Raw genomic sequence first — 24499 nt, 5'->3', positions numbered from 1 at the left:
GCATGACGAGTATGGTTGAGATTACGGCACCTCTTGAGCAGGAAGGCACGAAGGCGGTCGTCCGCAACTGGCTGAAGCAGATTGGCGATCGCGTGAGAGAAGGCGATGCGCTCGTCGAGCTGGAAACCGACAAGGTAACGCAGGAGATACCGGCACCCTGCGACGGCATCCTGAGCGAAATCGCCATGTCGGATGGTGATGACGCGGCGCCGGGAGACATCCTCGGGCGAATGAGCGTCGAAGCGAACGGCATTGCGGCCGATGTGCCCACCGCTCCCTCGCAGGAGCAATCGACTTCAGCAGTTCCGGCCGCGATCCACTACTCGCCGGCCGTTCGTAAGGCTGCCGCGGAATACGGGATCGATCCGGCCACACTCAAGGGCAGTGGCAAGGACGGCCGCGTGACGCGCGCCGATATGGATCATGCGCTGGACGCCGGCAGGGCACACTCATCCGCCCCCGTATCACCGCAGACGACGCCGGGGCAGCCCTCTTCGTCAATCGCGATTGATGGAAAATCCCGAACCGTCTCCCATTCGGCCATGCGGCTTGCGATCGCAAGGCATATGGCGCACTCGCTGGCATCAGCTCCTCAGGTCACGGCGGTCTTCGAGGCGGATTTCACGGCGATCATGCGTCATCGCGACAGCCATAAGGATCGAATGAAGGCTGAAGGCGTGAACCTGTCCTACACCGCCTATTTCGTGGCGGCGTCCGTGGCGGCGATGAAACTCGTGCCGGAGGTAAACAGCCAGTGGCACGATGACAGCATCGAGATATTCGAGGACATCAATATCGGCGTCGGAATAGCCCTGGGTGACAAGGGTCTGCTCGTTCCGGTGATCCGGCGGGCGCAGGACCTTTCACTTCAGGACATTGCCGCCCGGCTCCAGGACCTGACAGACCGGGCACGATCCAACGCCCTGAAGAACGACGAGTTGAAGGGCGGGACTTTCACGATTTCCAACCATGGGGTCTCGGGGTCACTGCTGGCGTCTCCCATCATCATCAACCAGCCACAATCGGCCATTCTGGGTGTCGGCAAGCTGGAGAAGCGTGTCGTCGTGCGAGAGGTCGATGGCGTCGATACGATCCAGATCCGCCCGATGGCCTATGTGTCGCTGACGATCGACCATCGTTCCCTTGATGGGCACCAGACGAATGCCTGGCTGACCGAGTTCGTTCGAATTCTGGAGACTTGGCGATGACAGACGCAACCACATTTCTCGACGGTCTTGCCGAGCAGAAGCCGGATCCTCTGCTCGAGCTGATCGCAAAATTCGCCGACGATCCGCGATCTGGAAAAGTCGATCTTGGCGTTGGCGTCTACCGCGATGAAACGGGCCGTACGCCTGTGATGAGAGCCGTCAAATCGGCGGAACATCACCTTTGGGAAACGCAGGATTCCAAATCATATATCGGCCCCGAGGGCGATCCGGTCTTTCTGCGAGCATTGGCGATGGAAGTGTTTGGAGAGGGCCATGGCGGCAAGCAGGTGGCCGGCGTTCAGACACCGGGCGGCACCGGCGCTTTGCGGCTAGCTGCCGAATTGCTCGCGCAGCAGCGCAAAAGAAAGATCTGGATCGGCACGCCGACATGGGTCAACCATCACGCCATATTTTCCTCTGTTGGCCTTCAGATCGGAAACTATCGTTTTTTCGATATCGGCAAACAGGCAGTCCTGATCGATGAGATGCTGGGGACTTTGCAACAAGCCGCGCCGGGCGACGCTGTTCTCTTCCAGGCGAGCTGTCATAACCCAACCGGCGCCGCGCTCTCGCAACAGAACTGGCGAGATATCGCCGACATTGTTGCGAGGAATGGATTGCTGCCGCTGTTCGACAGCGCCTATCAGGGCCTCGGACGCGGCTTGCAACAGGACATGGCCGGGATGATGACAGTTCTCGAAGCCGCGGATGAGGCCATGGTCGCAGTCTCCTGTTCCAAATCCTTTTCGCTCTATAGAGAGCGCACTGGCGCGGCCTATCTTATTGGCGGATCGCGGACATCCTTGAACAAGGGGGTGGGCAATCTGGCAAGCTATGCGCGCACGAGTTATTCGATGCCGCCGGCACATGGCGCGGCAATCGTGGCAACGATCCTGCAAAATCCGTCCTTGCGGAAAGCCTGGTCGGACGAGTTGGATTCCATGCGAATCCGCACGACGGAAATCCGTCGAGCTGTCGCTGCAGCATTTGGCAAGTTCCGGCCGTACCTTGCTCATATCGGCAATCAGGAAGGCATGTTTTCACTCCTTCCGATTTCACCTGACAATGTCCGGCGGCTTCGCGCCGATCATGCGATCTACATGCCGGATTCCGGCAGAATCAATGTCGCCGGCCTTCGGATCGAAGAGGTCGGAGCCGTTGTGGAGCAAATTGGCCCCTACGTGATTTGAGATTTGAGCGAGGCCGCTCTACGGCGATGGCGCGCCTTTGCCCAGCATCGAATGGCTCCAGTCGTCGATGAACCTTCGGCGTTGCGCCTCATCCTGTGCGGCAAGCAGGGCCGGCCCGATGCGGATCGGTTGGATGAAACTCAATTCGCCCAAATTCTCCGGACCGTCGACGCCCTCGGGAATAGCTCCCTTTTCCGCGAAGAAGAATGCCTGTCGCCGCGCCACCTCCTGCCCGCGTTCGGACAGTAGATAATCGAGGAAGCGGCGGGCGAGATCCGGCCGCGGCGAGGTCTTCGGGATCAGCACCCCGCGGCTCAGGATCAAGGCATAATCGCGCGGGATGACAACTTTCAGATCCGGATTGGCCTTGGCGGCGGCATAGGCATAAGAGCCGATCATGTTATAGGCGAGGTAAATCCGGCCGCTGGCGATCTCCTGCAGGATCGACCCGGTACAACAGCTCACCTTCACGTCCGCCCGGCTCATGCTTTCAAGAACGCGGCCATAGGTGGCCGTCGCCTGACGCGCGTCGCTGAACGCCAGCAGATATCCAACGCCTGATGTCCTGATGTCGAACGTGCCGACATGCCCGTTGTAATAATCGAGCCTGCGCCTCAAAAGGTCGGCAAGCTCGGCGCGCGTGCGCGGCACATCGTCCGGCTGAACGTAGCGCGCATTGTAGACGAAAACCGCCGGCTCGAAGGTGAAGCCGAAGACCTCGTCACGCCAATTGGCCCATTTGGGCACCCGCGCCGTTTGCGGAGAGTGATGGGCCGATGCGCAACCGTTGTTGACAAGGCTGACGAGTTGGTCAAGCGACGAGGACAGCAGCAGGTCGCCAAGCGGCTTGTTCTCAGCGCAGGCTGCACTCGCCTTCTGATGCAATTCATTGGTGACATAGTCGGAATATTCGATAGCAACGTCCGGTGTGGTTTTCTGAAAATCGCGGATCAGCGGCTCCATGGCATGAAGATCGGCTGCGCCATGGATCGAGAGGCGTGCTGCCTCTGCATTTTCCGCTGGGAAAAACTGCGAACTTCCTTCCAACGCAAAAGCTGGCGAGAATGAAAGCACTGAAACCACGAGAGCCGGCACGAATGTGCGGAGCAGCCAAGGCATCATTTGCCCTCCATGTGAATGCGTGGGAGAGCCAGAATAACCGTGAAGCCTCGAGCATCCTCTCCCTTCTCGCGAAACTGCAATGCTCCATCATGTGCGGCGGCAACTTCAGAGGCGATCGCAAAACCGAGCCCGGCACTGCCCTCACCGGCCTTCGAAGTCTGGAAGCGCTGTGTAACGCGAGGCCACTCGCTGGCGGGAATGCCGGGTCCATCATCCTGGACCTCGACAAGAGCGAAGGAGCCAGCCGCACGCGTACGCACCTCGAGCCGGGATAGCGTTCCGTGCCGCAACGCGTTGTCGATCACGTTGACGATCGCTTCGCGCAGGCTGACTGGATCGCCGAGCACGACGAGTTTCGCATCAGCCTCCTCGAAGGAAACCACGATGTCGGGATCGATGGTGATCGGCACCGCCACGCGAAAGGCGCGCCGGGCGATTTCAGTGAGATCGACAGGCTCAAGCTGCACGGACTCGGCGCGGTGGATGACCATGGCGTGGCTCAACAGCTGATTGGTAAGCCTAGCCAGCTCATTGGCCCGCTGCTGTACGCGCTGAAGATGCTGCCTGCCCGCCTCATCCAGCCTGTCACTGCCGAGCAGGTCGAGCTGGGCGGTCAGTGCCGTCAGCGGCGTGCGGATCTGGTGTGCTGCGTCGGCGATGAAGCGCTGGAGCAGAACGACGCGTTCGTTGAGGCGGCTCATGAAATGATTGATGGAGCCGACGAAGGGGCGAAGTTCGCGCGGGACGGATACGGAAACCGGCGTCAGATCCTGCGGATCCCGGCGGCGAAGCGCGCCTCCCAATTGGTTAACCGGACGCAATGCCTGGCGAATGGAGAGGATCATCACCACCAACGCCAGAAGGCACATGATGACGATCGTGATCGCGGCGCTAAGCGTCAGCTCATGCGTCAATCCGCGACGCGCCTCGACGGTTTGCGCCAGGATCACATGGGCCCAGCCGGACGCGGCCGGGTCAGAAAGCGCACGCCCCACGACCGCGATGCGCACCGCCTCGCCCTTATAAACACCGGAACTCAGGACCGGCTCCCGGCGAACAGCCGGAACGTCGATGTCCGTCTCCAGATCGCGATGGCCGGTCAGCGTTTTTCCCTTGGGATCGACGATCCGGTAAAAGATGCGATCGCGATCGGCAAGGCCCAGCATTTCAAAGGCCGACGCGCGGAGATCGACGATGAGAGCCCCTTCCTGAACGGCAAGGCCATCGGCGATCTGCAAGGCGGCACCGACCAGCAGGCGATCATAGGCATCATCAGCCGCGGTGCGGGCGGAGTACCAGCTTGCGGTGACGAGGATTGCCGCACCGGCAGTCAACAGGGCCGATATGACCATCGCCAGACGGGCAAAGAGCGAATATTCACGCGTCATCGGAGACCAACTGATAACCGATACCGTGAAGTGTCACGATGCGCGCCTTGGCCCCTTCCAGCTTCTTGCGCAACCGTCCGACATAAAGCTCGATCGCGTTGGCGCTGACGGCCTCGTCGAAGCCATAGAGCTGGTCGAGAAGTTCGTGCTTGCTGAAGACCCGCCCCGGCCGCGACGCGAAGATTTCGAGCAGCGTCATCTCGCGGCGCTTCAGCTGTACCTCGCGTTTGCCGACCTTCACCGAACGGCTGGCGCGGTCGAGGACGATATCGCCGCAGGTGACGAAGTTGGTCGCCTCGCCGCTGCGTCTGCGCACCAATACCCTCGCCCGCGCCTCCAGCTCGCGGAAGTCGAAGGGCTTGACGAGATAATCGTCCGCCCCGAGATCGAGGGCGCCGACGCGATCATCGACTTCGGAGCGCGCCGTCAACATGATGACGGGCGTGCTCACACGGGCACGCCTCAATCCTTTCAGGATTTCAAAGCCGTCAAGCCCAGGAAGCATGACGTCGAGGATGACGAGATCATACTCGGTGAAGGCCAGGATCTCGGCTGCGGCACGACCGTCCGTCTGCCAATCGACCATGTGGCCGATAGCCTGAAAGCGCCGACATATGGCTTCGCCAACGTCTTGCGTATCTTCAACGAGCAGAATGCGCATATCAGCCTTAATGCCTAGCCGTCATGACCTCCGGACGCAACGGTTCACCGCCCTCAGGCTGCTTCCGGATAGAGCCACACGCTTTCGCGGGGGATCTCGGCCCAGACCGTGCCGGCGGCCACGAACCGCGGACCGAATGCCTTGGCCTTGAACTCGCCATAGGACAGGCGGTATTCCCAGCGGTCGCCCAGGAAGAGGCAGGCCTCCAGCTGCATTTCGATACGGCCGGATGCCGGCTGATCGTGAACGATGATCTGCTCGACGCGGATGACGGCCTTGCCGTCGCTCTCCGCTCCCTCGCCCATCATCACCCCATCGAGCTGCCAGTTGGGGCCGCGAATGCTGGCCACGGCGCCGTCGCGCGTGATGCGTCCCGACGCAACATTGTTCGCGCCGAGGAAGTCGGCAACGTAGAAGCTTGTCGGCTTCGAATAGATATCCTGCGGAGGCCCCTCCTGCTCGACCTTTCCGTTCCGCAGCAGCAGAATATTGTCGGAGGCAGCGAGCGCTTCGGCCTGATCATGCGTGACGAGAACGCCGCAGATGCCGAGATCGAGGACGAGTTTGCGGATCCAGTAGCGCGCCTCCTCGCGAAGTTTCGCATCCAGATTGGATAGCGGTTCGTCCATGAGCAGGATCTTCGGCTCGTAGACGAGAGCGCGGCAGATGGCGACGCGCTGCTGCTGGCCGCCCGAGAGCTGATCCGGATAGCGCTCAGCAAGGTGGCCGAGGCCGATCTTGCCCAGCGTCTCCAGCACACGCTTTTCCGCGTCAGCCTTGTTCACCCCCCGCAGCTTCAGGCCGTAGGCGACATTCTCCGCCACGGTGCGGTGCGGCCACAATGCGTAGGACTGGAACACCAGGCCGATATTGCGGTTTTCCGGTGCGACGGTGACGCGTTTCTCGCCATCGAAGACCACCGCGCCGGCGATCTTGACCTGGCCGATCTCAGGTTGTTCAAGCCCGGCAATGCAGCGCAACAGCGTCGTCTTGCCGCTGCCGGAAGCACCGAGCAACGACACGATCGAGCCGCGATTGGCGGTGAAGGAGGCGCCCTGGAGGATGTGCAGGCCGCCCAGATATTTATGCACGTTTTGAACGATGAGATCAGTCATGGATCTTGGCTCCCAGACGAAGGGCGAGGGCAAGGCCGCCGCCGGTAAGAAGGATGCTGACAAAGGCGAGTGCTGCGATCGTGTCCATCGCCCCGGACTGGAGTTGCGCCATCATCAGCGATCCGATGACCTCTGTGCCGGCGCTCATGAGATAGATGCCCGTGGCGTAATCGCGCAGGAACACGATCATGATCAGCGCCCAGGCTCCCACCAGGCCTGGCCTGATGATGGGGATGACAATATCGCGCCAGCTTCGGCCGATGGTGGCGCCCGTCGTGCGCGCGGCTTCCTCGAGCTCGGGGCTCACCTGGATCAGCGTGCCCTGCAGCAGGCGCAGGCCATAGGAAAGCCCGACGATGACATAGGCTGCAAATAAGCTGATCAGCGTGGTCCTGAGCGGAATGAGGAAGGGGATGAACAGGAACAGCCAGAAGAAGGCAAGGCCGATGATGAGGCTCGGCATGGCGCGCGGCAGGAGCACCATATAATCGAGCACGGTGTTGGACAGGCCCTTGTGGCGATGCCCGGCAAGCCCGATCACGAGATAGATCGCAACCGCGGCCGCTCCGCCGACGACGGCAAGGATGACCGTGTTGACGATACCGCGAAACAGGCTTGGCACTTCAACAAGCGTGGCAAAATGCGCGACGGTCAGATGCGCGAGCGGATTGACCCCCTGCCCCCAGGCATCGACGAAGGCGCGCAGCACGATGCCGCCGATCGGCAGCAGCACCGATACGAAAAGCCAGAAGCCAATGAAGGAAAGCGCAATGATCTGGCCGGTGGCTCCAAGCCGCATCACAGTCGTGCGCGCGCCCTTGCCGCCAAGTGCCGCATAGCGACGGCTATGGCGCAACAGGCGGCGCTGATACCAGACGAGCGGCAGCGTCAGCAGCACGAGCAGCACGACGACGACAGCCATCAGCTGGTAGGTCGGCACACCAAACAACGTGGTGAGCTTGTAGACATAGGTGGTAAGCACAACGATGCCGCTCGGATCGCCCAGCACATAGGGAACACCGAACATCTCGAAGCCGATCAGGAGGTTCAGCGCGGTGGCAAAGACGAGCGCCGGCAGGACCATGGGAAGCGTCACGTCCAGGCAGACACGCCAGATCGGCGAACCCATCGACCTTGCGGCCTCCTCCAGATCGGACGGCAGGTTGCGCATGGCAGCCGCGACATAGAGGTAGACATGCGGCACATGCGCAAGCCCCGTGACGATGACGATGCCGGTCAATGAATAAAGATTCCAGGGCGCGGCACCGAAGATGTCGCGGGACAGCATGGTGAGGAACCCGGAAGGGCCGACGGCTACGGTGTAGCCGAAGGCAAGCACGATGGCAGAGATGAACATCGGCACGAGGACGACGACTTCGAGCGCCTTGCGGAACTTGACGTCAGTCCTTGTCAGAAGGAAGGAGAGCGCGGCGCCAAGCGGCACCGCGATCGCCACCATGCCGACCGCCATGATGACCGTGTTCCAGAGCGCGTCATAGAACATTTCGTCGGTCAGGATATAGCGATAGGCCTCGATCGAGAGCTTGCTGCTGCGCGCAAAGAACGGTCCATCGAGCAGGCTCTGGTAGATGATCAGTGCGATCGGAGCCAGCACGACGACGGCGAGCAAGCCGATGACGATACGGCGAAAGCCAAGGGCATTGGCCGGCTGCGGTATCGGTGTGAATTTCTGGCTTGCCTGAACAACTGCTGGCTCAGCGCGAGACAGGCTGGATATTGGCGTCGACGGTGCCGACATCGGCTCGCCTCCTTATCGATGGTTGTTGTTCTTCGATGTTCGGCCGGTGCGTCAGCTCTTGACCGAGCCGCGCCACTTCTTGAGGAATTCGAGGCGCTTCATCGGGTCCATGAATTCCAGACGCGAGTCATCAAGCGCGATGGGCTTCAGGTTGCCGCCGACCAGTTCATTGATGGTGTTGAGGTTGTACCCCTGGTCGACATCGGTGCGCAGCGACGGCATGCCCTTCGAAGCGATGGCGTTCTGCCCTTCCTGCGACAGCATGAAATCCAGGAACAGCTGGGCGGAGTTGGGGTGCGGCGCGTTCTTCATGATAGCGGCGACGCGCGAGAAGGCCGGCGTATAATCCTGGCCGAAGGCAACGCCGAGATTGGAGGCGCTCTTGACCCAATCGAGCGCGTAGGAGCCGATCAGGTTGAAGGCGATGACGTTTTCACCGGAGACAACGGTTTCGCGCATCGAGCCGGTCGAGGAATAGGTCTTGCCCTTGGCGGTGCCGAATGCTCCGACCAGATCCCAATAATCATTGCGCTGCTTGGAATCATTGGTCTGGATCATGAAGCCGACGCCGGATTTTTCCGGATCGAAGGTTGCGACTTTACCCGCAACATCCTTCTTGCCGAGATATTCGATCAGGGCCGCACGCGTACGCGGCACTTCCGCCTCTGGCAAGGCGAGCTTGTTGTAGATCATGCCGATCGGCTCGAGCGTGGTGGCATAGACGGTCTTGTCATAGACAGCCCAGCTTGGAAGGGCGCCGATTTCAGACGAGGAATAGGAAACGAGATAGCCGTCGACGGCGAGCTTGACGGTCTGGTCCATCGCCGATGTCCAGACGAGGTCGCCGCCGACCTGGCCGGCCGCGGCTTCGGAGATCACGCGATTGTAGACGCCGTTGGTGCCGATATCGTTGTAATCGACCCGAATACCCGGATATTTCTTGGTGAAGGCATCGAGCAGGGCCTGCGCCTGGGTCAGGTCGGTTGCGGCGTAGATCGAGATCACGCCTTCCTTCTTGGCAGCGGCGATCAGATCGTCGCCGGCGGCAAGCGCTGCACCATTGATACCGACCGTTATGGCGGCCGCGAGACTGAGTTTTCTGAAAAGCAGTGACATTTACTATCCTCCTAATTGACTGCTGGGTGTGATTTGTCGCCATCGCAAGCGGCCAGCGCTTCCGCCCACGCCGATCTGAAAACAGGTGAAGCGGGCCGGCCTCCTACAGAAGGCTGCTGGCGACTAGACGATTTGACGGATGGTCGCTAAGCGACGAAGGGTTGCCGCTAGACGCGGCTGAGCGCGATGTTCATGGATTTCCTCCCCAATGGCCGGTCAGTTCAGAACCGATCGTCTCTGTCCTCTACAGATCGGGATAAGCTGGCAGCGATTCCTGTCAGAGAACTGTCACGACGGAAGAAGTTTCAAATCGCAAGGCAGAGACCTTTATCGGACAGGTCCTGCGCCTATTCCGCGGCGAGATGTTAGGCTGCCCCACTGGCCAGTTCGAGAGCGCTAGCTTCGACGATTGCGTCTATCGCCATGCGCAGGCGCGGCAACATGATGGGGGCAGAAGGCCAAACGGCATGCACCGGCAGGTGGCCGGCGATACAATCCTCAAGAACTGACACGAGCTGGCCACCGGAAATCTCGTCTCGCACCAGCCATTGAGGCACCAGGCCAAGCCCCTGCCCGGATCTGATCGCCGAGAGGGTGAGAAGGCTGCCCTCCAGCAGCAGTCTCGAGCGCGGGTGCCATATCGACAGCGCACCATCCGATTGCCGGAACTGCCACGGTGCCGGACGGCCGTTCTTCGGGGCGCCGATCAGATCATGATCAACGAGATCCTCGATCGTCCCCGGCCGCCTGCGGTTGTCGAAATAGCCTCGGGAGCCGCAGAGAACGAGGCGCTGCACGCCCAAACGCCGGGCGATCAGCCCGCCAGTGTCCGGCAGTTCACCGATGCGAACGGCGAGATCAATGCCGCTATCGGCTAGATTGAGATGCTCGACTGAGGTGCTGATATTGAGGTTGAGCCGTGGCCATTTCCGCGAAAGGGCGTAAAGCGCCGGCGCAACGATTTGCGAGCCGAAAAGCGGCGGCAGGCTGACATTGAGGCTGCCTGAAGGCTCGTCGGAAAGGCCGGAGATTATCGTCTCGACCCGATGAATATCCCGCCGGGCGGTCTCGCAGACATCACGGTAGGCGATGCCTTCCGCCGTCAATGACAGGCTGCGGGTCGTGCGCTTGAACAGCCTGATGTTCAGCCGTTTCTCGATGCGCCCGATCGCCTTGGCGACGGCCGAGGCGGAAAGCCGTAATCGGGTCGAGGCCGCAACGAAACTTCCTGCTTCGCAGACCGCCAGAAACACTCCGATATCGTCGCCCGGCTGATGCTGCATGGGGGTCACTATTCATGAATTTATTTCGGTAATATAACGATTATTTGTCCCTTTAACAGCGCTTCAGGCGCGGATAACTTCGTTTCATGACCAATACTCGCACCTACGCCATCATCGGGGGCACGTCAGGCATCGGCCTGGCGCTTGCTCATACACTTGCAAAACGGGGAGATCGGCTGCTGATCGGCGGCCGGTCTTCGGACAATCTCGCCAAAGCTCTGGCCGCGCTCGGCCCGGCGGCATCCGGCCGAACCGTGGAGATAACGGACCGGACCTCGCTCGATCGCTTCTTTGCTGAAGCGCCAGCGCTATCGGGCCTTTTCACGCCCGCCGCTTCCTATCAGACCGGCACCTTTCGGGACGGAGGCATCGAAACCAGCGAAGCCTTGTTCGAGGCGAAGTTCTGGGGGCAATATCGCGCCGTCCACGCGGCGTTGCCGTATCTGCGCGACGACGCCTCTGTTGTGCTGATGTCCGGCGCCGCCTCGGCCCGGCCAGTCGGCGCCCCGGCCTATGCCGCCTGCAATGCGGCACTTGAGGGGTTGGCGCGCGGCCTTGCGCTGGAGCTCAATCCGATCCGAGTGAACTGCCTCTCGCCCGGCACCACGGATAGCGAATTGTGGCGCAACCGGCCGGACCATGTGCGAGAGCCCGCCTATGACTATTGGCGCAAGCTCTGCCTTGTCCAAAGGCCGGCGACCGTCGAAGAGCAGGCCCACGCTGCCCTCTTCCTGCTCGACAACACCAACATGACCGGCAACACACTCTTTTGCGACGGCGGATACACCATGCGCTGACCCGAAAAAGGACAGGGCCAAGGTCCTGTCGCGTGACGTTCTGCCCCAAAGAGCTACGTTAACCATCTATTAAGATTTGCGGCCGGTCGGCGATGACCCAAATTGACTTCGCGGGCCGCAAAACTTAACGATTCGTTAACACTGTTCCTTTGGGCAAAGGCGTTTGTATGTTTTGCGTCGTCCGGCCAGCCAGCCTGTTCTGTGCGGGTAAAAGCATTGTCTCCGCTTTGACGTTTGCCATCGCGCTGCTTGCCTGCAACGCAGGCGCCTCCGCGGCGTCAGACCCGATCATGCCGACAGGCTCGATCACGTCGCAGCCGATCGGACATTACGAATTCTGCCAGCGCCGCCCGGAGGAATGCTCGATCCATCCGAGCGATCTGCGCCCCATCCAGATCACGCAAAAGCTCTGGGACGAGATTGTCGAGGTCAATACCTCGGTGAACACATGGGTTAAGCCGGTCAGCGATCTCGATCACTATGGCGTCGTGCAATATTGGAACTATCCTGACGACGGCATGGGCAATTGCGAGCACTATGCTCTGGAGAAGCGTCGCGAACTGATGAAGAAAGGCATTTCGCTTGCCGATCTGCTGATCACGGTCGTGCGTCTTCCGGATGGAGAAGGTCACGCCGTCGTCACGGTGCGCACCGATCGCGGCGATTTCATTCTCGACAATCTGACCGACCAGGTGAAAGACTGGACGCAGACGCCCTATCACTATCTGAAGCGGCAGGCGATCAACGATACCGGGCGTTGGGTGGATATCATCCAGAAGCCGACGGTCGTTGCGAGCGTGATGAACTAGGCGGCTATCTCGGCGAGAAGGCGACGTCAGAGCAAGGTGGCTGGCTATTCTTCCAGCATGCGGGCAAGCATATGCCTGATGTGGTCCTGAGCGCCGAAAAAGATCGCGGCAACGGTAATCGTCAGCCGCTCTTCCGCCGGTAGAAACCAGACAACAGCCTTGTCGCGCCGTAGAAAACGAATGCCCGGATGAATATCCGGCCGCAACGTTCCGATATAAGGCGTCTCCACCAATCGATCGATGTCCAAGCGGAGCTGGCGAACCCGGTCAGCCGCGCGCGCCCAGGCCTCGTCGGAGGTGTCTCCCAACTCGCCATAGGCGGCAAACAGATGATCGAAGATCAGCTCGAAATCGAGAACCGCTTCCCGCGAGTATTCAAGATTCCACACGGAGAGCTCGCCGCTTGCGCTCGATCATATCCTCGATACGATCCTCCATGCCCGCGGACGAGATCTTCTGACCTTCCAATCGTCGCTGGATCAGGGTGCGTAGTCCTTCGGTCTCTGCGGCATCGGCCTCCGTCTTTTGACGAAGAAGCTCCAGGCCCTGCTGCAAAACCGAGCTCAGACTTGAGTAGCGGCCTGCCTCGACAAGCGAGCGCGCGAATGCGTCCTGCTGGTCCGTCAAAGAGATCGATGATTTGATACTCATGGGTGAGGCTCCTTTCGATGGAAAGTGCTACTCAGTCGCATAAATGTCAAGATGACCAACTGCTTTCCGCTCACCGGTTCGGAGAGATTGGCGAATGCAAATCCGAGCATGCCATCATCCCACCCCTGGGGCCGCCGACCAGTTCAATTGAAAATTGACTGCCTCGGTTGGCCCATGCTAGGCCTCGAACATGCCCAGACCGACCAGAGCCGAAATTGACGCTGAGATCCTCGATCACGCCGCAGGATTGTTCGCGAAGCACGGTTTCGCCAACACCTCGCTCCAACAGATCGCGGATGCCGTCAACTATTCGAAGGCCGGGTTGCTGCACCACTATCCCAGCAAGCAGGCGCTCTACGATGCGGCGATGGAAACAAGCCGCGATCACATGGAGACATTACGCGCCAGTGTCGAAGCTCTTGCCCCCGGCATCGAGCGCGATCGAGCCGTCGTGGAAGCTTCCGTCACCTTCGCATATGATTGGCCGGGAATTTCGGCATTTCAGTACCGGTTGGCGGAGAACGGGCAGAATGCCGATCCCGAGATGATAGAGCTCGGGATGATCATGTATGCGGCACTTGGCATCGATATGCAGTCCGTCGAGCAGGAACGGATCGTCCGCGTCACGAGCGCATTCACCGGTCTCGGGATCACGGCATCAGTCGCAGTGCGCGCGGATCTCAAACGGGAGTGGCGCGGCTTCATCGTGGCCGCTGCAATGGACGCTCTTGGTCATGCGGGCAGCAGCTCAAACAAGGCGAGTTGATTGCTGGATGGTTTCCAGCAGGGCCACCATCTCAACCGACTGATCATCAATCGCTTTCTTGCTTCCACGCCTAATCCCTTGTCGGAAGCGGCTGCAGAAACACGCGCTCGTAACCAAGGAACGGCGGCTGCTTTCCAAACCGTGCGTTGGCTTCGATACCGTCAGGATCGTTGGCGACCTTTTCGCGGTAGGTGAGATATGCCTCATCATCTGGAAAGGTGAAGAGGGCTATAGCAATATCGCCAGCCCCATCCTCTCCCACGCCGGGAAAACTTATGCCAATGCCGGTTGGTCTCTCACGGGGAATGAAGTAGCCGTGATGCCTCCCACCGTGGCGCTCGATAAGTTTGATCCAGATTTTCGCATAGGCTTTGAAGTCCTCGATCCTGTCAGGATCGAGGCGATAGCGAACCTCGCATGTTACTGGCGCATTCGACATCGAGCATTGCCTCACTCAGAAAGCAGTACTGCTGGCATGGCTGCAGAGCTGAGTCCATGGAGAAGGTTGCGCTACAGTTGCTCGCTCGAAATCAGATGAAGACTTCACGCTGCCGCTCGCAGGAAGGAGCAGCAGCGGTCAATCATGCTTTCTCCCGTGCGGAGTCGTCTTTGGATAGAATGAAGAGAAAATCGACATCGTCACCGATGATGGCGTCGATCAGCCCATCGGCAATGCACTGCCGGATCATCGGAAGATAGTCACGCCCGCTCTGCCAGAACAGAGCCAGCTTTTCAGGCAATGGCAGGCTGAGACGCACGGCAATACCCGCTTCCAGGAGCGCTTCAGCGTCGGCTCGATGAAAGCGGTTCAGTTCCAGAGAGACACCGTCGATCCCGCCTGCGCGCATCGAGGCCACGATATCGACCGGGCGGTGATGCAGGATGGCTTCCGTCTGCAGGCGGGGCTCTATTTCCTTCACGCGCCGAAGATCGATGTGGTCGAAAGAGGATATGGCGACATGCTGGAAGGCATCCAGATCCCGCAGCGTTCCGATCATGATATCGATCAGGCGGTCGCCACGTTCGGGCTCCTTCATCTCGATTGCCAGACGCGTATCGCTCTGCTTGGCCCAAAGGACGACATCGGCAAGCGTCGGCACAGGCGTACCGGCAAAGCGCCCGTCGAATTTCGCGCCGGCATCGAGGGACAGAATATGCTCGAGATCATGATCGGCGACAAAGCCGAAGCCGTTGGTGGTCCGCTCCAGCGTGCGGTCATGGATGACAACGATCTGGTCATCACGTGTCAGCATCAGATCGATCTCGCTTTCGTTCGCACCGGCCGCGACGCCCTGCTCGAATGCGAGGATGGTGTTTTCCGGAAAGCGGCGGCTGAAACCACGATGAGCGGCGATGCGCAGCAGGCCATGACGAGCCGCGTTGAGAGGCAAAGGCACTGGAATTCTCCTTAAGGGTCGAAACGATATTTGGGGCTAGTGAAGTGTTGGATCGAAGGCGTCGCGCAGGTAATCGCCGATGAGGCTGATCGACAGCGACAGCAGGAAGATTACGATGCCCGGCAGCATCGAGATCCACCATTCGGTCATGATGTAATCACGCCCTGCGCCTACCATGCTGCCGAGGCTGACCAGCGGCGGCTGGATGCCGAGGCCAAGAAAGCTCAGCGCCGATTCCTGTAAGAGGATCTCCGGTAGGATCACGGTGAGATTGACGAGAACGACCGAGAGGATATTCGGCAGGACATGCAGGAAAGCGATGCGCGGCATGCCGGCGCCATTGCGCTTCAAGGCCGCGACATAGCCGCGCTCCAGTTCGAGGCCGGCCATGGTGCGCACCAGCCGGGCATAGCGCTCCCAGCCGTAGAGGCCGAGTAGCCCCATGAAGAGCCATAGATTATCGCCGAAGAAGGCAAGAACGGCGAGCGCGATGATCAGGAATGGCATCGAGGCCTGGAAATCTACCGCCACCCGGATCAACATATCGGCAAAGCCGCGGCGAAAGGCGGCAAGCAGCCCGAGCGTCGTACCGAGCGCCAGGCTGATCGCGGAGGCGCCGAGCGCGATCAGCAGGCTGGTACGCAACCCGTAGAAGATGCGGCTCAGAATATCACGGCCGAGTTCGTCGGTACCCAGCATGTGCTTGAATGTGCCGCCAAACAGGATTGGCGGAACCTTGCGAGCATGAAGATCGATCTGCGCAAAGCGGTAGGGCGCAAGAACATTGGCAAAGATCGCGACCAGGATAAAGCTGACAAGCACGATCGCGCAGAGCATCGTCGTGATATCGAGACGCAGACGGCGCGGGGTTTTCCCAGGCTTGAGCTTCGAGAGCACGTCGGCGTCGGTCACTATGTTCGTCATGACTATGATCTTTCCACTGGCCGATCAGGCCGAAGCCCGATGCCGCAGGCGCGGATCGGCGAGAATGTAGAGGCAATCGATGATGAGGTTGGCGCTCACCATCGTCGCGGTGATCAAAAGCACGATCGTCTGCACGATATTAAGGTCGCGCTGCGCCACCGATGACACGAGGAAGCGGCCGACGCCGGGCCAGGCATAAACGGTCTCGACTACGGCCGCGCCGCCGATCATGCCGCCGACGAGGAAGCCGAGCATGGTCAGAAGCGGCAATGCCGCATTCGGCATGACATGCTGCCAGAGAACGGCGCTCTCGCCGATCCGCTTGGCGCGGGCAGCGAGAATATAGCGTTGCCCAAGTACCTCCAGCACGCTTGAGCGGACGAAGCGGGCAATGATGCCGGCATTGTAAAGGCCGATCACCAGAACCGGCATGACCAGATGCGCCGCGCTCGACCCGCCACCGCTCGGCAGCAGCCGCAGCGACACGGCGAACAGCTGGATGAGCAGAATGGCGATGAGGAAATTCGGGAGGGAATGCATCAGCACCGCCAGCATCATCACGAAACGGTCGATCAGACCGCCACGATTGCGCGCGGCCAGAATGCCAAGCGGCACGCCGGCGCCGAATGCCAGCACCAGAGCCGCGCCCATCAGTTCCAGCGTCGCCGGCACCTTGGATAGCACCAGCGTCAGGGCGTCCTGTCCGTTCAGCAGCGAGGTACCGAAATCGCCGCGCAGCAGATGGCCGAGATAGGAAAAATACTGGATGTAGAGCGGCTGATCGAGGCCCCATTGCTGCCGCATCAGCGCCACGACTTCCGGCGGCGTCTCGACGGGCAGCAGTGAATGCAGGGGATCGCCGCTGACGCGCAAAATGATGAAGGTGAAGGTGATCGCTAGGAAGAGCGTGACGAGAGCCCTGAAGAGCGCGCGCGCGATGGACTGAAGCATGGCCTGTTCCTTCAGAGCGTTTCGAGAACGGCTGTTGCCTGCCGCACCTTGCCGCGCCGTCCACGCGGCACGGCGGAGAGAAGCTTTGCCGTGTAGGGATGAGCGGGATTTGCAAAGACTTCTTCGGTCTGGCCGGTTTCGACGATCTGTCCCGCCTCCATGATTGCGACGCGATGCGAGACGTGGCGGACGACGCGCACATCGTGGCTGATGAAGAGCAGCGACAGGCCGCGGGCACGCTGAAGATCAAGCAGCAAATTGAGAACCTGCGCCTGCACCGAGACGTCGAGTGCCGAGACCGGCTCATCGCAGAGCAGGATCTTCGGCTCGACGACCAAAGCACGGGCGATGGCGACGCGCTGCCGCTGCCCACCGGAAAGCTGATGCGGGAATTTCTCCAGCGCGGAAACCGGCAGGCTGACGGCCTTGAAGGTCTCGGCGGCGCGGTCGAGCCGGCTCGACGGATGCCCGATGCCATGGATCGCCAGTGTCTCCAGCATCTGGTGGCCGACGCTGCGGCGGGGATCAAGAGCGCCCAACGTATCCTGCGAGATCACCTGCAAATGCTTCGCCAGGCCTCGCCGGTTGGGTTTCATCAGGCTCTTGAAAGACGTCCCAAACAGCGCGATCTCACCGGAGGTCGGCTCACGATCGCCGCATAGGAGCGAGGCAAGCGTGGACTTGCCGCAACCGGATTCCCCGACCAGACCAAGCGTTTCGCCGGGTTTCAATTCCAGACTTACATCCTTGATCGCGTGAAGTCCCTGAACTCGTCCGGGCCATAGGGAGAAGCCCGGCGAATAGGAAAATTGCAGGTTGCGGGCGACGAGCGCGATCTCAGCCCCTTCCCCACGCGATGGCGTCGTCTTTTCAAGCGTCATGGGAACTCCAGGGATTGAAACAGGCAAGCGACGCCCTGCCGGCAATCAGCGGCGGCACCGTCGTCGCACAATTGGTTTCGACCCGCGGGCAGCGCGGCGCGAAGGCGCAGGCCTGCGGCACCGTGCCGTGCAGCTTCAACTCACCGGGGATGTCGGCGAGCTTTTCGAGCGGCCTGCCGCGCCCAGGCATCGCCTCCAGCAACAGCCGCGTGTAGGGGTGGCGCGGATTGTCGTAGAGATCATCCGTCCCGTTGATCTCGACCAGCGAGCCTGCATACATCACGGCGATACGGTCGCAGACCTCGGAGACCAGATCGAGATCGTGGCTGATGAAGATCATCGGGATGCCGCGCTCGCGCACCGCCTTGACCAGCAGCGCCACGACCTGCGCCTGAACGGTGACGTCAAGCGCAGTGGTCGGCTCATCGGCAATGATCAGCCGAGGCTGCATGGCAAGCGCCATTGCGATCATCACACGCTGGCACATGCCACCGGAAAATTGCGCGGGATAGGCGTTGTAACGCGTTTCCGGCTGCGTAATGGCCACTTCGGCCAGAAGCCGCAGCGCCTCGGCCTTGGCTTCGCTCGGCATCATGCCGGCACTCACGGCTGCCTCGGTGATCTGAGAGCCTATGGTCCGCACCGGATCGAGACAGGAGACCGGCTCCTGAAAGATCAGGCCGATGGGCGGCAACTTTGCACGCGCCATCGAGCCAAGCTCGCCCGCGTCGTACATGGAGTCCTGAAAGGAGATATATCCCGTCGCCCGAGCCGTCGGTCCCAAAAGACCGGCAAGGGCAAGACAGGTGACGCTCTTGCCTGATCCGCTCTCCCCGACGATGCCGAGGATTTCACCTGCGGCAAGGTCAAAGGAGACATTGTTGACCGGATGGGATCGACCCGACTTCGTTTGAAACGTGACACTCAGATCGTCGACGGAAAGGACGGGAGGCACCATCGGCGGAAAACTCAGCTCTTCTGCTCGTCGAAGGCAAGGCTACCGGCGCCGAGATCCATCTGGAATGCTGGCAGCGGCTGCCACTTGATGCCCTTGCGGATACCGAAGAAAACGGCGTTCTGGTGCAGAACCGTCACGCCCGGATCCTGCCATTCGATCAGATTGAGCATGTCGCGGAAGATCTTGGCGCGATCGGCCGGATCGATGGCCTGCTCCATCTTCGCGCCGAGGGCATCGAAATCCGCATTCTGCCAGATCTTGAAGGAATTCAGGTTCCCGGCCGAGCTGAACTGTGTGAAGAAGGAAATATAAGGGTCCGGGATCTGGCCGGTGCTTGACCAATTGCCGGTGGCGCGGGTCGAGGAATTTTCGAACAGCTTACCGCTTTCGACGAACTTCATCTTGGCATTGACGCCAACGGCCTGCCACATGGCGACGACCGCCTGCGTGACGGGGTTTTCCGCCGTGTAATAATTGTTCTGCGAGCGGATTTCGATTTCTTCGCCGTTGTAACCTGCATCCTTCAGGAGCTGCATCGCCTGATCCGGATCATATTTGTAGGCCGGATAATCCTTAAGATAGACGGGACCATAGAGTTCGAACTGAAGGCCGTTCGGCACCCTGGTGCGGCCGTTCCAGATGGTATCGACGATCGCCTGGCGGTCGATGGCAAGAATGAGCGCCTGGCGAACGCGCGGGTCCTTGAGAGCTGGATTGTTCTTGTCGAAGAACAGGATGCGATGGTTGGGAACCGGACCGCCGACGATCTCATGACCCGTGCTGGCGGTGACGACCGCAAGCTGATCCGGCGGCAGGTCCGTCGCGATATCATAGTCGCCGGCCAGCAGACCGGCGATGCGAGAGGACACTTCCGGCACGATGCGCAGGGTCACGCGCTTGGCAGCCGGCTTGCCGCGATAGGCCTGATCGTGAGCGGCCAGAACCACATTTTCATTGGTCGCATAGCTCTCGACTTTATAGGGGCCGGCGCCGACGGGCTTCTGGCGCCAGGTCGTCCAGTTGCCGCCGTTCTTTTGCCAGGCGTCCTTGCTGATGACGACCGCGGCATAGGATGCGAGGCGCTGCAGGAAGATCGGATCCTGGAATTTGGTGACGAAGCGAACGGTCAGCGGATCCACAACTTCGACATGATCGAGGCTGGTGAAGTTGGTGCGATAGGTGGGGTAGCCCGGCGCATCCTTGTTCAGAAGCCGCTCGGGGCCGAACGAGAAGGCGACATCCTCGGCTGTCATTTCGCGACCATCATGGAAGATCACGCCCGGACGCAGCTTCATTTCCAGAACCGTCGGCGAGACCCACGTCCAGGACGCGCCGAGGTTGGGCTTCACCGAGAAATCGCCGCGCATGTCGAGCGCGAGAACCGTCTCGTGGATCGAATAATTGTTGCGGAAGGCGACATTGCTGGCTGCATCGACCGGCTCTTGCGATATCGGATTCTGCTGAACGGCAATACGAAGCTCAGGCCTGTTGTCCTCACCATTATCGGCCCAGGCAGAGAGCGCCGGCACGAAAGTGGAGAGCCCGGCCGCCGCTCCCAAGAGCAGCGTGGTGCGGCGGGTAACGGCCATATTCAGGCCGCTGAGCAAGGGATCGGACATCGGCACAGTCTCCAAATAAATGAATTGCACAAACGTTTGCGCAAATGAAAAACGGCCACATGCGCTCAAAACTGTCGTTTCAACTACGCAAGGGAGAATGGCCGCAAACTAGGGGAGCTGGATGACGCACGTGTGACAAGTTCAGGTGGTACGAAGCGTATCGGACGCTTTGCAACGCGCGCTTCCAATGGCAGATTCGACAACTCAACCAGAAGATCAAGCGATGCCTCGCAGAGCTGATCCGTGGGCTGTGCCACCGTCGTCAAGGGCGGCGCCCAATAGGCGGTGTCGGGCACATTGTCGTAACCGACGACAGAGATATCGTCAGGAATCCTGACCCCACTGTCACGCAGGAACGCCACGACCTCGATGGCAAGCCCATCGCTGCCACAGATGAGAGCCGTCGGCCGTTCGGGCGCAGCCAGGATGCCGAGGAACGCCTTGCGATCGCTCTCACCCCTCTCGAAAGATATGACATCGCCGGCAATAGAACCCTGACTGGCGGCAATCGTCTCTTCAAAGATCGCCAGGCGATCGCGCAGCGCATTGCGGCTGATGCGATAGACGAAGGAGATGCGGCGATGCCCAAGTCCAGTCAGGTGATCGAACAGCAAGTTCATCCCATATCGATCATCAGTGAGCACTGCCGGCAGCGGCCCCGTCAACCCCGCGCCAAGCGTCACATGCGCCTTACCCATACGATCGAGATGATCGCAGAGGGCCTGTTGACCGGGGAGATCACTGACCATGATCACGCCGTCGAAAAAGTCTTCCTGGAACAGCCGCAGCTGGCCCGCGACCTCGCCTGCCTCGGCCTTTGCCTGCGCGACCAGCAGCTCCACACCTCGACGCTGTGCCGCCGCCTGTAGCCGGCTGGTCAGATGCGGTTGATAATGACCCGAAAGACTGTTGACGATCGCCCCGAACACGCCGGTCCGATGCGTTCTGAGCGAAGTCGCCAACCGGTTGACGACATAGCCGACGCTATTCGCCGTTGCCCTGACGCGCTCCTGTGTTTCAACGCTGATACGACTATCGACCTGACCATTGAGGACACGCGAGACCGTTGTGGCTGACACGCCAGCCAGCCGCGCGACCTCTAGAATGCCGATTCTTTTCGGTGTCTTCATATCTTCTGCCGGGACCGTTCCGCCGCGGCACGACAATGCCGAAAGCTGGGCGCAACGACAAATGCGGCAGTTGATCCGCCTGCGTCAAGGCGCAAATCCGCCGCAGCGGCATCGCAGGAACTGAACGAACTGCTTAATCAACCATGACGAGGCATTGACCGCCCGCAGCCGTCGACCATCGCACGGCCGCCATTCTGGTTGTATCGAACGAGCGCTCAGTGGAATGGCGGATAATGGTTTCTCATCCTGCCGCCACTCATGCGCACGACAATATCTCATACTGTTTAAATTTAGTACGGTCTGCGCAGTATGCTCGATAGACGGCATGGTCGACACGAATTCTGCGACCAATCGACAATAAGCCGGCTCGGCATTTTTACTGGTCTAAAGCTTAAAACCGTAAAACATTTAAGCCAATGTTTTTATTGCTTTTTATTCGACACGTACATCCCGATACGACGCGAGCCAAAGTCATCATATCGGCATATCATTTTGTTAGAACTTTATACATTAACTAAATACTAATAAACGACTTAACTTCTACGCTCATATTAGCTAACCATTACTCAAGCAAGGGGTAATGATTGTGCACGATATTGATACAGGCTTTCAAAAAAATCCAATGACTGCCTCCGCAATCACCGATGGCGGCGGGGTACCCTACCTTGCCGGTCGCGAAGCATCCGCAAACAGCTCCATGCTAGCCGGGGAGGCCTCCCATGCGGAAGGCCAAATGCAATTCATTGATGCATCGGAACATGGCTCAGCTCTCCCGCCGGAATCTGCTCCTCTTCCAAGCGTGCTGATAGGGGGCCTGCCCATCACCGTGGTCGACCGGCGCAGTGCGGCGTCTCTGATGATCGAGGTTGCGCGAAAGCGTCGCCGCGATAGCCGTCCCTACTACTTCACCTCGGCCAATGGCGAGGTTGTCGCGCGCGTTCATGCCGACGCCAGGATTGCCAAGCTCTTTCGCGAAGCCGATCAGATTCTGGCCGACGGCCAGCCACTTGTCATGGCCTCACGATGGCTATGCAGGGTGAGGCTCCCCGAGCGCGTGGCGACAACGGATCTCTATGAAGACGTGGCCGAGCTTGCCGAGAAGGAAGGTATTTCCTTTTACCTCCTAGGATCGACCGAGACGGAAAACCAAAAGGCCGTGGCGGTGACGCAGGCGAACTATCCAAACCTGCGCATCGTCGGCCACTGCCATGGCTATCTCTCGGGAGAGGCCCTGGAAAAGAAGCTGGATGAGATCAATGCGCTTGCGCCGGACATATTGTGGCTTGGCCTCGGCGTTCCGCGCGAACAGATCTTCGTGCACGACTTTGCCGCACGGCTCGCAAATGTCGGCATCATAAAGACATCGGGCGGGCTTTTCGACCATCTCGCCAAGAAGACCAGGCGAGCGCCGCTCTGGGTTCAGAAGGCCGGCTTCGAATGGCTCTGGCGCACAATGATGGAGCCGCGCAGGCTTTTCTGGCGGTACCTCACAACCAATCCCTATGCCATCTACGCGATCCTGAGGTATTCGAAATGAGGACCAAACGATCCCCTGTCGAAACGGACACAGACATAGCCATCGTCGGTGGAGGACTATCCGGAACCATCGCCGCCTGCATACTGGGCCGGGCCGGCTATCGCGTGACGCTGATCGATCGCCATCGCATCGTTCCTCAAGAATTCCGCGTTGAGAGGATAAGCGGGGACCAGATCGAACAGCTCCACCGGCTTTGCCTCCTCGGCCCCCTCTCCGCTTCAGCCACGGCCTTTGATGAAGTGGTCAACATGCACAACGGCCGCATGCTGGATCGAACCTATGGCTGGCATTATGGATTTTTCTACAACAAGCTCGTCTCGGCGATGCGGGCCACCTTGCCAGAAACGGTGAACTTCGTCGTCGGGCAGGCCAGTCGCGTACAGACCTGCGCAAGCAGCCAACGCATCGCGATCCTCGGCCAGGACGAGATTACGGCGCGGCTTCTCGTGCTTGCCTCCGGGATGGGTGACATCCTCCACCGAGACCTCGGCATCTCGCACCGATCTACCAATGAAAAGAGGTCGCTTGCGTTCGGCTTCAATCTTCGCCCTGTCGGCGCAAAAAGCTTTCGTCACGCCGCTCTGACCTATCACGCCGCTTCGGATGGCATCGATCATCTCAATCTCTTTCCCGTTCCAGGCACGACCAGGGCAAATCTCTTCGCCTTCCGTAGTCCGCGAGACCCGTGGGTGAAGTCGTTGCAGGAACATCCGAAGGACGCCCTTGCCGCCGCCTTCCCCTCTCTTGTCGAGACCTTCGGTGATTTCGAGATTGTCGGCCGCATCGACAGCTGGCTTACCGACATGACCATCGCGGAGAACTGCCGGCAGGATGGCGTCGTCCTGATTGGAGATGCCTATCAGACCTCCTGCCCGGCGAGCGGAGCCGGCGTCAATCGGCTGCTGACGGATGTGGAACGTCTGTGCACGGTCTACATTCCACAATGGATGAGCGAAGCCTCTATCGATCGCGCAAAGATCACGGCCTACTACGATGATCCTAAAAAACTCGGAATTGATACTCTTGCGCTGGAACTGGCCGACCATCGTCGCAATCTTGCGACCAACACCGATTTTAGCTGGCAAATGCGCCGGCAATTCCATTTCGCTCGACGCCGCTTGGTGCATGCAATCGAAAGTCTGAGCCCTGCCCTTGCGGCAAGGCTGCACCACCTTGCGGGTAGCCACCCCAAACTCACCACGCGATCGCCTGCGCTGTAGAGGCAAGATTGCCTGGA

Annotated in this window: 24 protein-coding genes; 7 read left to right on the top strand and 17 right to left on the bottom strand. The window is 60.0% G+C overall.

The genetic code is table 11. The features are described 5' to 3' along the window. Window positions 1-2 precede the first annotated feature (2 nt). Window positions 3-1208 carry a dihydrolipoamide acetyltransferase family protein gene (locus tag A6U86_RS30000; RefSeq protein WP_068399306.1) on the top strand — a complete coding sequence of 402 codons (1206 nt, stop codon included), beginning with the start codon at window positions 3-5 and terminating at the stop codon, window positions 1206-1208. Further along, on the top strand, window positions 1205-2398 hold the full coding sequence (locus tag A6U86_RS29995) for an aromatic amino acid transaminase (RefSeq protein ID WP_068399303.1): 1194 nt from the start codon (window positions 1205-1207) through the stop codon (window positions 2396-2398). The genes A6U86_RS30000 and A6U86_RS29995 overlap by 4 nt, the downstream gene beginning before the upstream one ends. A gap of 18 nt (window positions 2399-2416) precedes the next feature. On the opposite strand, the gene A6U86_RS29990 is transcribed toward A6U86_RS29995, so the two are convergent. From A6U86_RS29990 to A6U86_RS29960, 7 genes are all read right to left on the bottom strand, one after another. Continuing rightward, a complete protein-coding gene (locus A6U86_RS29990) occupies window positions 2417-3517 on the bottom strand; it encodes an ABC transporter substrate-binding protein (protein WP_198929111.1) in 1101 nt (366 codons plus the stop codon). Continuing rightward, entirely contained in the window at window positions 3517-4908 is a 1392-nt protein-coding gene (locus A6U86_RS29985; protein ID WP_068399294.1) for a sensor histidine kinase, read from the bottom strand. Before A6U86_RS29985 ends, A6U86_RS29990 begins: the two co-directional genes overlap by 1 nt. Next, a complete protein-coding gene (locus A6U86_RS29980; protein ID WP_068399291.1) occupies window positions 4898-5569 on the bottom strand; it encodes a response regulator transcription factor in 672 nt (223 codons plus the stop codon). The genes A6U86_RS29985 and A6U86_RS29980 overlap by 11 nt, the downstream gene beginning before the upstream one ends. Window positions 5570-5622: 53 nt before the next feature. Then, window positions 5623-6684, bottom strand: a complete 1062-nt coding sequence (locus tag A6U86_RS29975) for an ABC transporter ATP-binding protein (protein WP_068399287.1) — start codon at window positions 6682-6684, stop codon at window positions 5623-5625. Next, window positions 6677-8443 (bottom strand): iron ABC transporter permease, encoded by a 1767-nt coding sequence (locus A6U86_RS29970; RefSeq protein ID WP_083197031.1) that lies wholly within the window; start codon window positions 8441-8443, stop codon window positions 6677-6679. The genes A6U86_RS29975 and A6U86_RS29970 overlap by 8 nt, the downstream gene beginning before the upstream one ends. Before the next feature lie 51 nt (window positions 8444-8494). Beyond that, window positions 8495-9559, bottom strand: coding sequence for an ABC transporter substrate-binding protein (locus A6U86_RS29965; RefSeq protein ID WP_068399284.1), 1065 nt, complete (start codon window positions 9557-9559; stop codon window positions 8495-8497). 365 nt (window positions 9560-9924) lie between these two features. Next, window positions 9925-10842 (bottom strand): LysR family transcriptional regulator, encoded by a 918-nt coding sequence (locus A6U86_RS29960; protein WP_068399281.1) that lies wholly within the window; start codon window positions 10840-10842, stop codon window positions 9925-9927. Window positions 10843-10928: 86 nt separating this feature from the next. Here A6U86_RS29960 and A6U86_RS29955 point away from each other — a divergent pair, with 86 nt between their 5' ends. Together A6U86_RS29955 and A6U86_RS29950 are read left to right on the top strand one after the other, a co-directional pair. After that, window positions 10929-11639 (top strand): SDR family oxidoreductase, encoded by a 711-nt coding sequence (locus A6U86_RS29955; protein WP_068399278.1) that lies wholly within the window; start codon window positions 10929-10931, stop codon window positions 11637-11639. A gap of 167 nt (window positions 11640-11806) precedes the next feature. Next, window positions 11807-12448, top strand: coding sequence for a transglutaminase-like cysteine peptidase (locus tag A6U86_RS29950; protein ID WP_068399275.1), 642 nt, complete (start codon window positions 11807-11809; stop codon window positions 12446-12448). A 44-nt stretch (window positions 12449-12492) separates the two neighbouring features. Here A6U86_RS29950 and A6U86_RS29945 read toward each other — a convergent pair whose 3' ends face one another. Beyond that, window positions 12493-12837 (bottom strand): type II toxin-antitoxin system RelE/ParE family toxin, encoded by a 345-nt coding sequence (locus A6U86_RS29945; protein WP_068399272.1) that lies wholly within the window; start codon window positions 12835-12837, stop codon window positions 12493-12495. Further along, window positions 12824-13099 carry a type II toxin-antitoxin system ParD family antitoxin gene (locus tag A6U86_RS29940; protein ID WP_068399270.1) on the bottom strand — a complete coding sequence of 92 codons (276 nt, stop codon included), beginning with the start codon at window positions 13097-13099 and terminating at the stop codon, window positions 12824-12826. The genes A6U86_RS29945 and A6U86_RS29940 overlap by 14 nt, the downstream gene beginning before the upstream one ends. Window positions 13100-13289: 190 nt before the next feature. On the opposite strand from A6U86_RS29940, the gene A6U86_RS29935 reads away from it, so the two are divergent. Then, window positions 13290-13865 (top strand): TetR/AcrR family transcriptional regulator, encoded by a 576-nt coding sequence (locus tag A6U86_RS29935; protein ID WP_068399267.1) that lies wholly within the window; start codon window positions 13290-13292, stop codon window positions 13863-13865. A gap of 70 nt (window positions 13866-13935) precedes the next feature. Here A6U86_RS29935 and A6U86_RS29930 read toward each other — a convergent pair whose 3' ends face one another. The 8 genes from A6U86_RS29930 to A6U86_RS29895 all read right to left on the bottom strand — a co-directional run bounded on the left by A6U86_RS29930 (window position 13936) and on the right by A6U86_RS29895 (window position 21725). Next, entirely contained in the window at window positions 13936-14304 is a 369-nt protein-coding gene (locus A6U86_RS29930; RefSeq protein WP_068399265.1) for an NIPSNAP family protein, read from the bottom strand. A 142-nt stretch (window positions 14305-14446) separates the two neighbouring features. After that, the gene (locus A6U86_RS29925; RefSeq protein WP_068399260.1) at window positions 14447-15262 is read right to left on the bottom strand and encodes a glycerophosphodiester phosphodiesterase family protein; all 816 of its coding nucleotides are present in this window, start codon (window positions 15260-15262) and stop codon (window positions 14447-14449) included. Window positions 15263-15298: 36 nt separating this feature from the next. Continuing rightward, window positions 15299-16186: an ABC transporter permease gene (locus tag A6U86_RS29920; RefSeq protein ID WP_068399258.1), complete on the bottom strand. Its 888-nt coding sequence runs from the start codon at window positions 16184-16186 to the stop codon at window positions 15299-15301. A 24-nt stretch (window positions 16187-16210) separates the two neighbouring features. Continuing rightward, window positions 16211-17137 carry an ABC transporter permease gene (locus tag A6U86_RS29915; protein WP_068399256.1) on the bottom strand — a complete coding sequence of 309 codons (927 nt, stop codon included), beginning with the start codon at window positions 17135-17137 and terminating at the stop codon, window positions 16211-16213. Between the two features lie 11 nt (window positions 17138-17148). Beyond that, entirely contained in the window at window positions 17149-18018 is an 870-nt protein-coding gene (locus A6U86_RS29910; RefSeq protein WP_068399253.1) for an ATP-binding cassette domain-containing protein, read from the bottom strand. After that, complete coding sequence (locus tag A6U86_RS29905; protein ID WP_068399250.1) at window positions 18008-18976, bottom strand: ABC transporter ATP-binding protein; 969 nt, start codon at window positions 18974-18976, stop codon at window positions 18008-18010. The genes A6U86_RS29910 and A6U86_RS29905 overlap by 11 nt, the downstream gene beginning before the upstream one ends. Window positions 18977-18987: 11 nt before the next feature. Continuing rightward, window positions 18988-20595, bottom strand: a complete 1608-nt coding sequence (locus A6U86_RS29900) for an ABC transporter substrate-binding protein (protein WP_083197030.1) — start codon at window positions 20593-20595, stop codon at window positions 18988-18990. A gap of 83 nt (window positions 20596-20678) precedes the next feature. Next, window positions 20679-21725 (bottom strand): LacI family DNA-binding transcriptional regulator, encoded by a 1047-nt coding sequence (locus A6U86_RS29895; protein WP_068399248.1) that lies wholly within the window; start codon window positions 21723-21725, stop codon window positions 20679-20681. A 733-nt stretch (window positions 21726-22458) separates the two neighbouring features. Here A6U86_RS29895 and A6U86_RS29890 point away from each other — a divergent pair. Continuing rightward, entirely contained in the window at window positions 22459-23262 is an 804-nt protein-coding gene (locus A6U86_RS29890) for a WecB/TagA/CpsF family glycosyltransferase (protein ID WP_068399652.1), read from the top strand. Continuing rightward, the gene (locus A6U86_RS29885; RefSeq protein ID WP_068399246.1) at window positions 23259-24482 is read left to right on the top strand and encodes an NAD(P)/FAD-dependent oxidoreductase; all 1224 of its coding nucleotides are present in this window, start codon (window positions 23259-23261) and stop codon (window positions 24480-24482) included. The genes A6U86_RS29890 and A6U86_RS29885 overlap by 4 nt, the downstream gene beginning before the upstream one ends. The last annotated feature ends 17 nt before the right edge of the window (window positions 24483-24499 follow it).

The sequence above is a fragment of the Rhizobium sp. AC27/96 genome, from assembly GCF_001692325.1.
Taxonomy (GTDB): domain Bacteria; phylum Pseudomonadota; class Alphaproteobacteria; order Rhizobiales; family Rhizobiaceae; genus Rhizobium.
The sequence above is the reverse complement of the archived record's forward strand: the minus strand, read 5'-3'. Positions and strand labels throughout refer to the sequence as shown.

Bases quoted from the DNA above. Each gene is read 5' to 3' on its own strand.
- A6U86_RS30000 (WP_068399306.1), top strand. From the start codon at position 3: ATGACGAGTATGGTTGAGATTACGGCACCTCTTGAGCAGGAAGGCACG.
- A6U86_RS29995 (WP_068399303.1), top strand. From the start codon at position 1,205: ATGACAGACGCAACCACATTTCTCGACGGTCTTGCCGAGCAGAAGCCG.
- A6U86_RS29990 (WP_198929111.1), bottom strand. From the start codon at position 3,517: ATGCCTTGGCTGCTCCGCACATTCGTGCCGGCTCTCGTGGTTTCAGTG.
- A6U86_RS29985 (WP_068399294.1), bottom strand. From the start codon at position 4,908: ATGACGCGTGAATATTCGCTCTTTGCCCGTCTGGCGATGGTCATATCG.
- A6U86_RS29980 (WP_068399291.1), bottom strand. From the start codon at position 5,569: ATGCGCATTCTGCTCGTTGAAGATACGCAAGACGTTGGCGAAGCCATA.
- A6U86_RS29975 (WP_068399287.1), bottom strand. From the start codon at position 6,684: ATGACTGATCTCATCGTTCAAAACGTGCATAAATATCTGGGCGGCCTG.
- A6U86_RS29970 (WP_083197031.1), bottom strand. From the start codon at position 8,443: ATGTCGGCACCGTCGACGCCAATATCCAGCCTGTCTCGCGCTGAGCCA.
- A6U86_RS29965 (WP_068399284.1), bottom strand. From the start codon at position 9,559: ATGTCACTGCTTTTCAGAAAACTCAGTCTCGCGGCCGCCATAACGGTC.
- A6U86_RS29960 (WP_068399281.1), bottom strand. From the start codon at position 10,842: ATGCAGCATCAGCCGGGCGACGATATCGGAGTGTTTCTGGCGGTCTGC.
- A6U86_RS29955 (WP_068399278.1), top strand. From the start codon at position 10,929: ATGACCAATACTCGCACCTACGCCATCATCGGGGGCACGTCAGGCATC.
- A6U86_RS29950 (WP_068399275.1), top strand. From the start codon at position 11,807: ATGTTTTGCGTCGTCCGGCCAGCCAGCCTGTTCTGTGCGGGTAAAAGC.
- A6U86_RS29940 (WP_068399270.1), bottom strand. From the start codon at position 13,099: ATGAGTATCAAATCATCGATCTCTTTGACGGACCAGCAGGACGCATTC.
- A6U86_RS29935 (WP_068399267.1), top strand. From the start codon at position 13,290: ATGCCCAGACCGACCAGAGCCGAAATTGACGCTGAGATCCTCGATCAC.
- A6U86_RS29930 (WP_068399265.1), bottom strand. From the start codon at position 14,304: ATGTCGAATGCGCCAGTAACATGCGAGGTTCGCTATCGCCTCGATCCT.
- A6U86_RS29920 (WP_068399258.1), bottom strand. From the start codon at position 16,186: ATGACGAACATAGTGACCGACGCCGACGTGCTCTCGAAGCTCAAGCCT.
- A6U86_RS29915 (WP_068399256.1), bottom strand. From the start codon at position 17,137: ATGCTTCAGTCCATCGCGCGCGCGCTCTTCAGGGCTCTCGTCACGCTC.
- A6U86_RS29910 (WP_068399253.1), bottom strand. From the start codon at position 18,018: ATGACGCTTGAAAAGACGACGCCATCGCGTGGGGAAGGGGCTGAGATC.
- A6U86_RS29905 (WP_068399250.1), bottom strand. From the start codon at position 18,976: ATGGTGCCTCCCGTCCTTTCCGTCGACGATCTGAGTGTCACGTTTCAA.
- A6U86_RS29900 (WP_083197030.1), bottom strand. From the start codon at position 20,595: ATGTCCGATCCCTTGCTCAGCGGCCTGAATATGGCCGTTACCCGCCGC.
- A6U86_RS29895 (WP_068399248.1), bottom strand. From the start codon at position 21,725: ATGAAGACACCGAAAAGAATCGGCATTCTAGAGGTCGCGCGGCTGGCT.
- A6U86_RS29890 (WP_068399652.1), top strand. From the start codon at position 22,459: ATGCAATTCATTGATGCATCGGAACATGGCTCAGCTCTCCCGCCGGAA.
- A6U86_RS29885 (WP_068399246.1), top strand. From the start codon at position 23,259: ATGAGGACCAAACGATCCCCTGTCGAAACGGACACAGACATAGCCATC.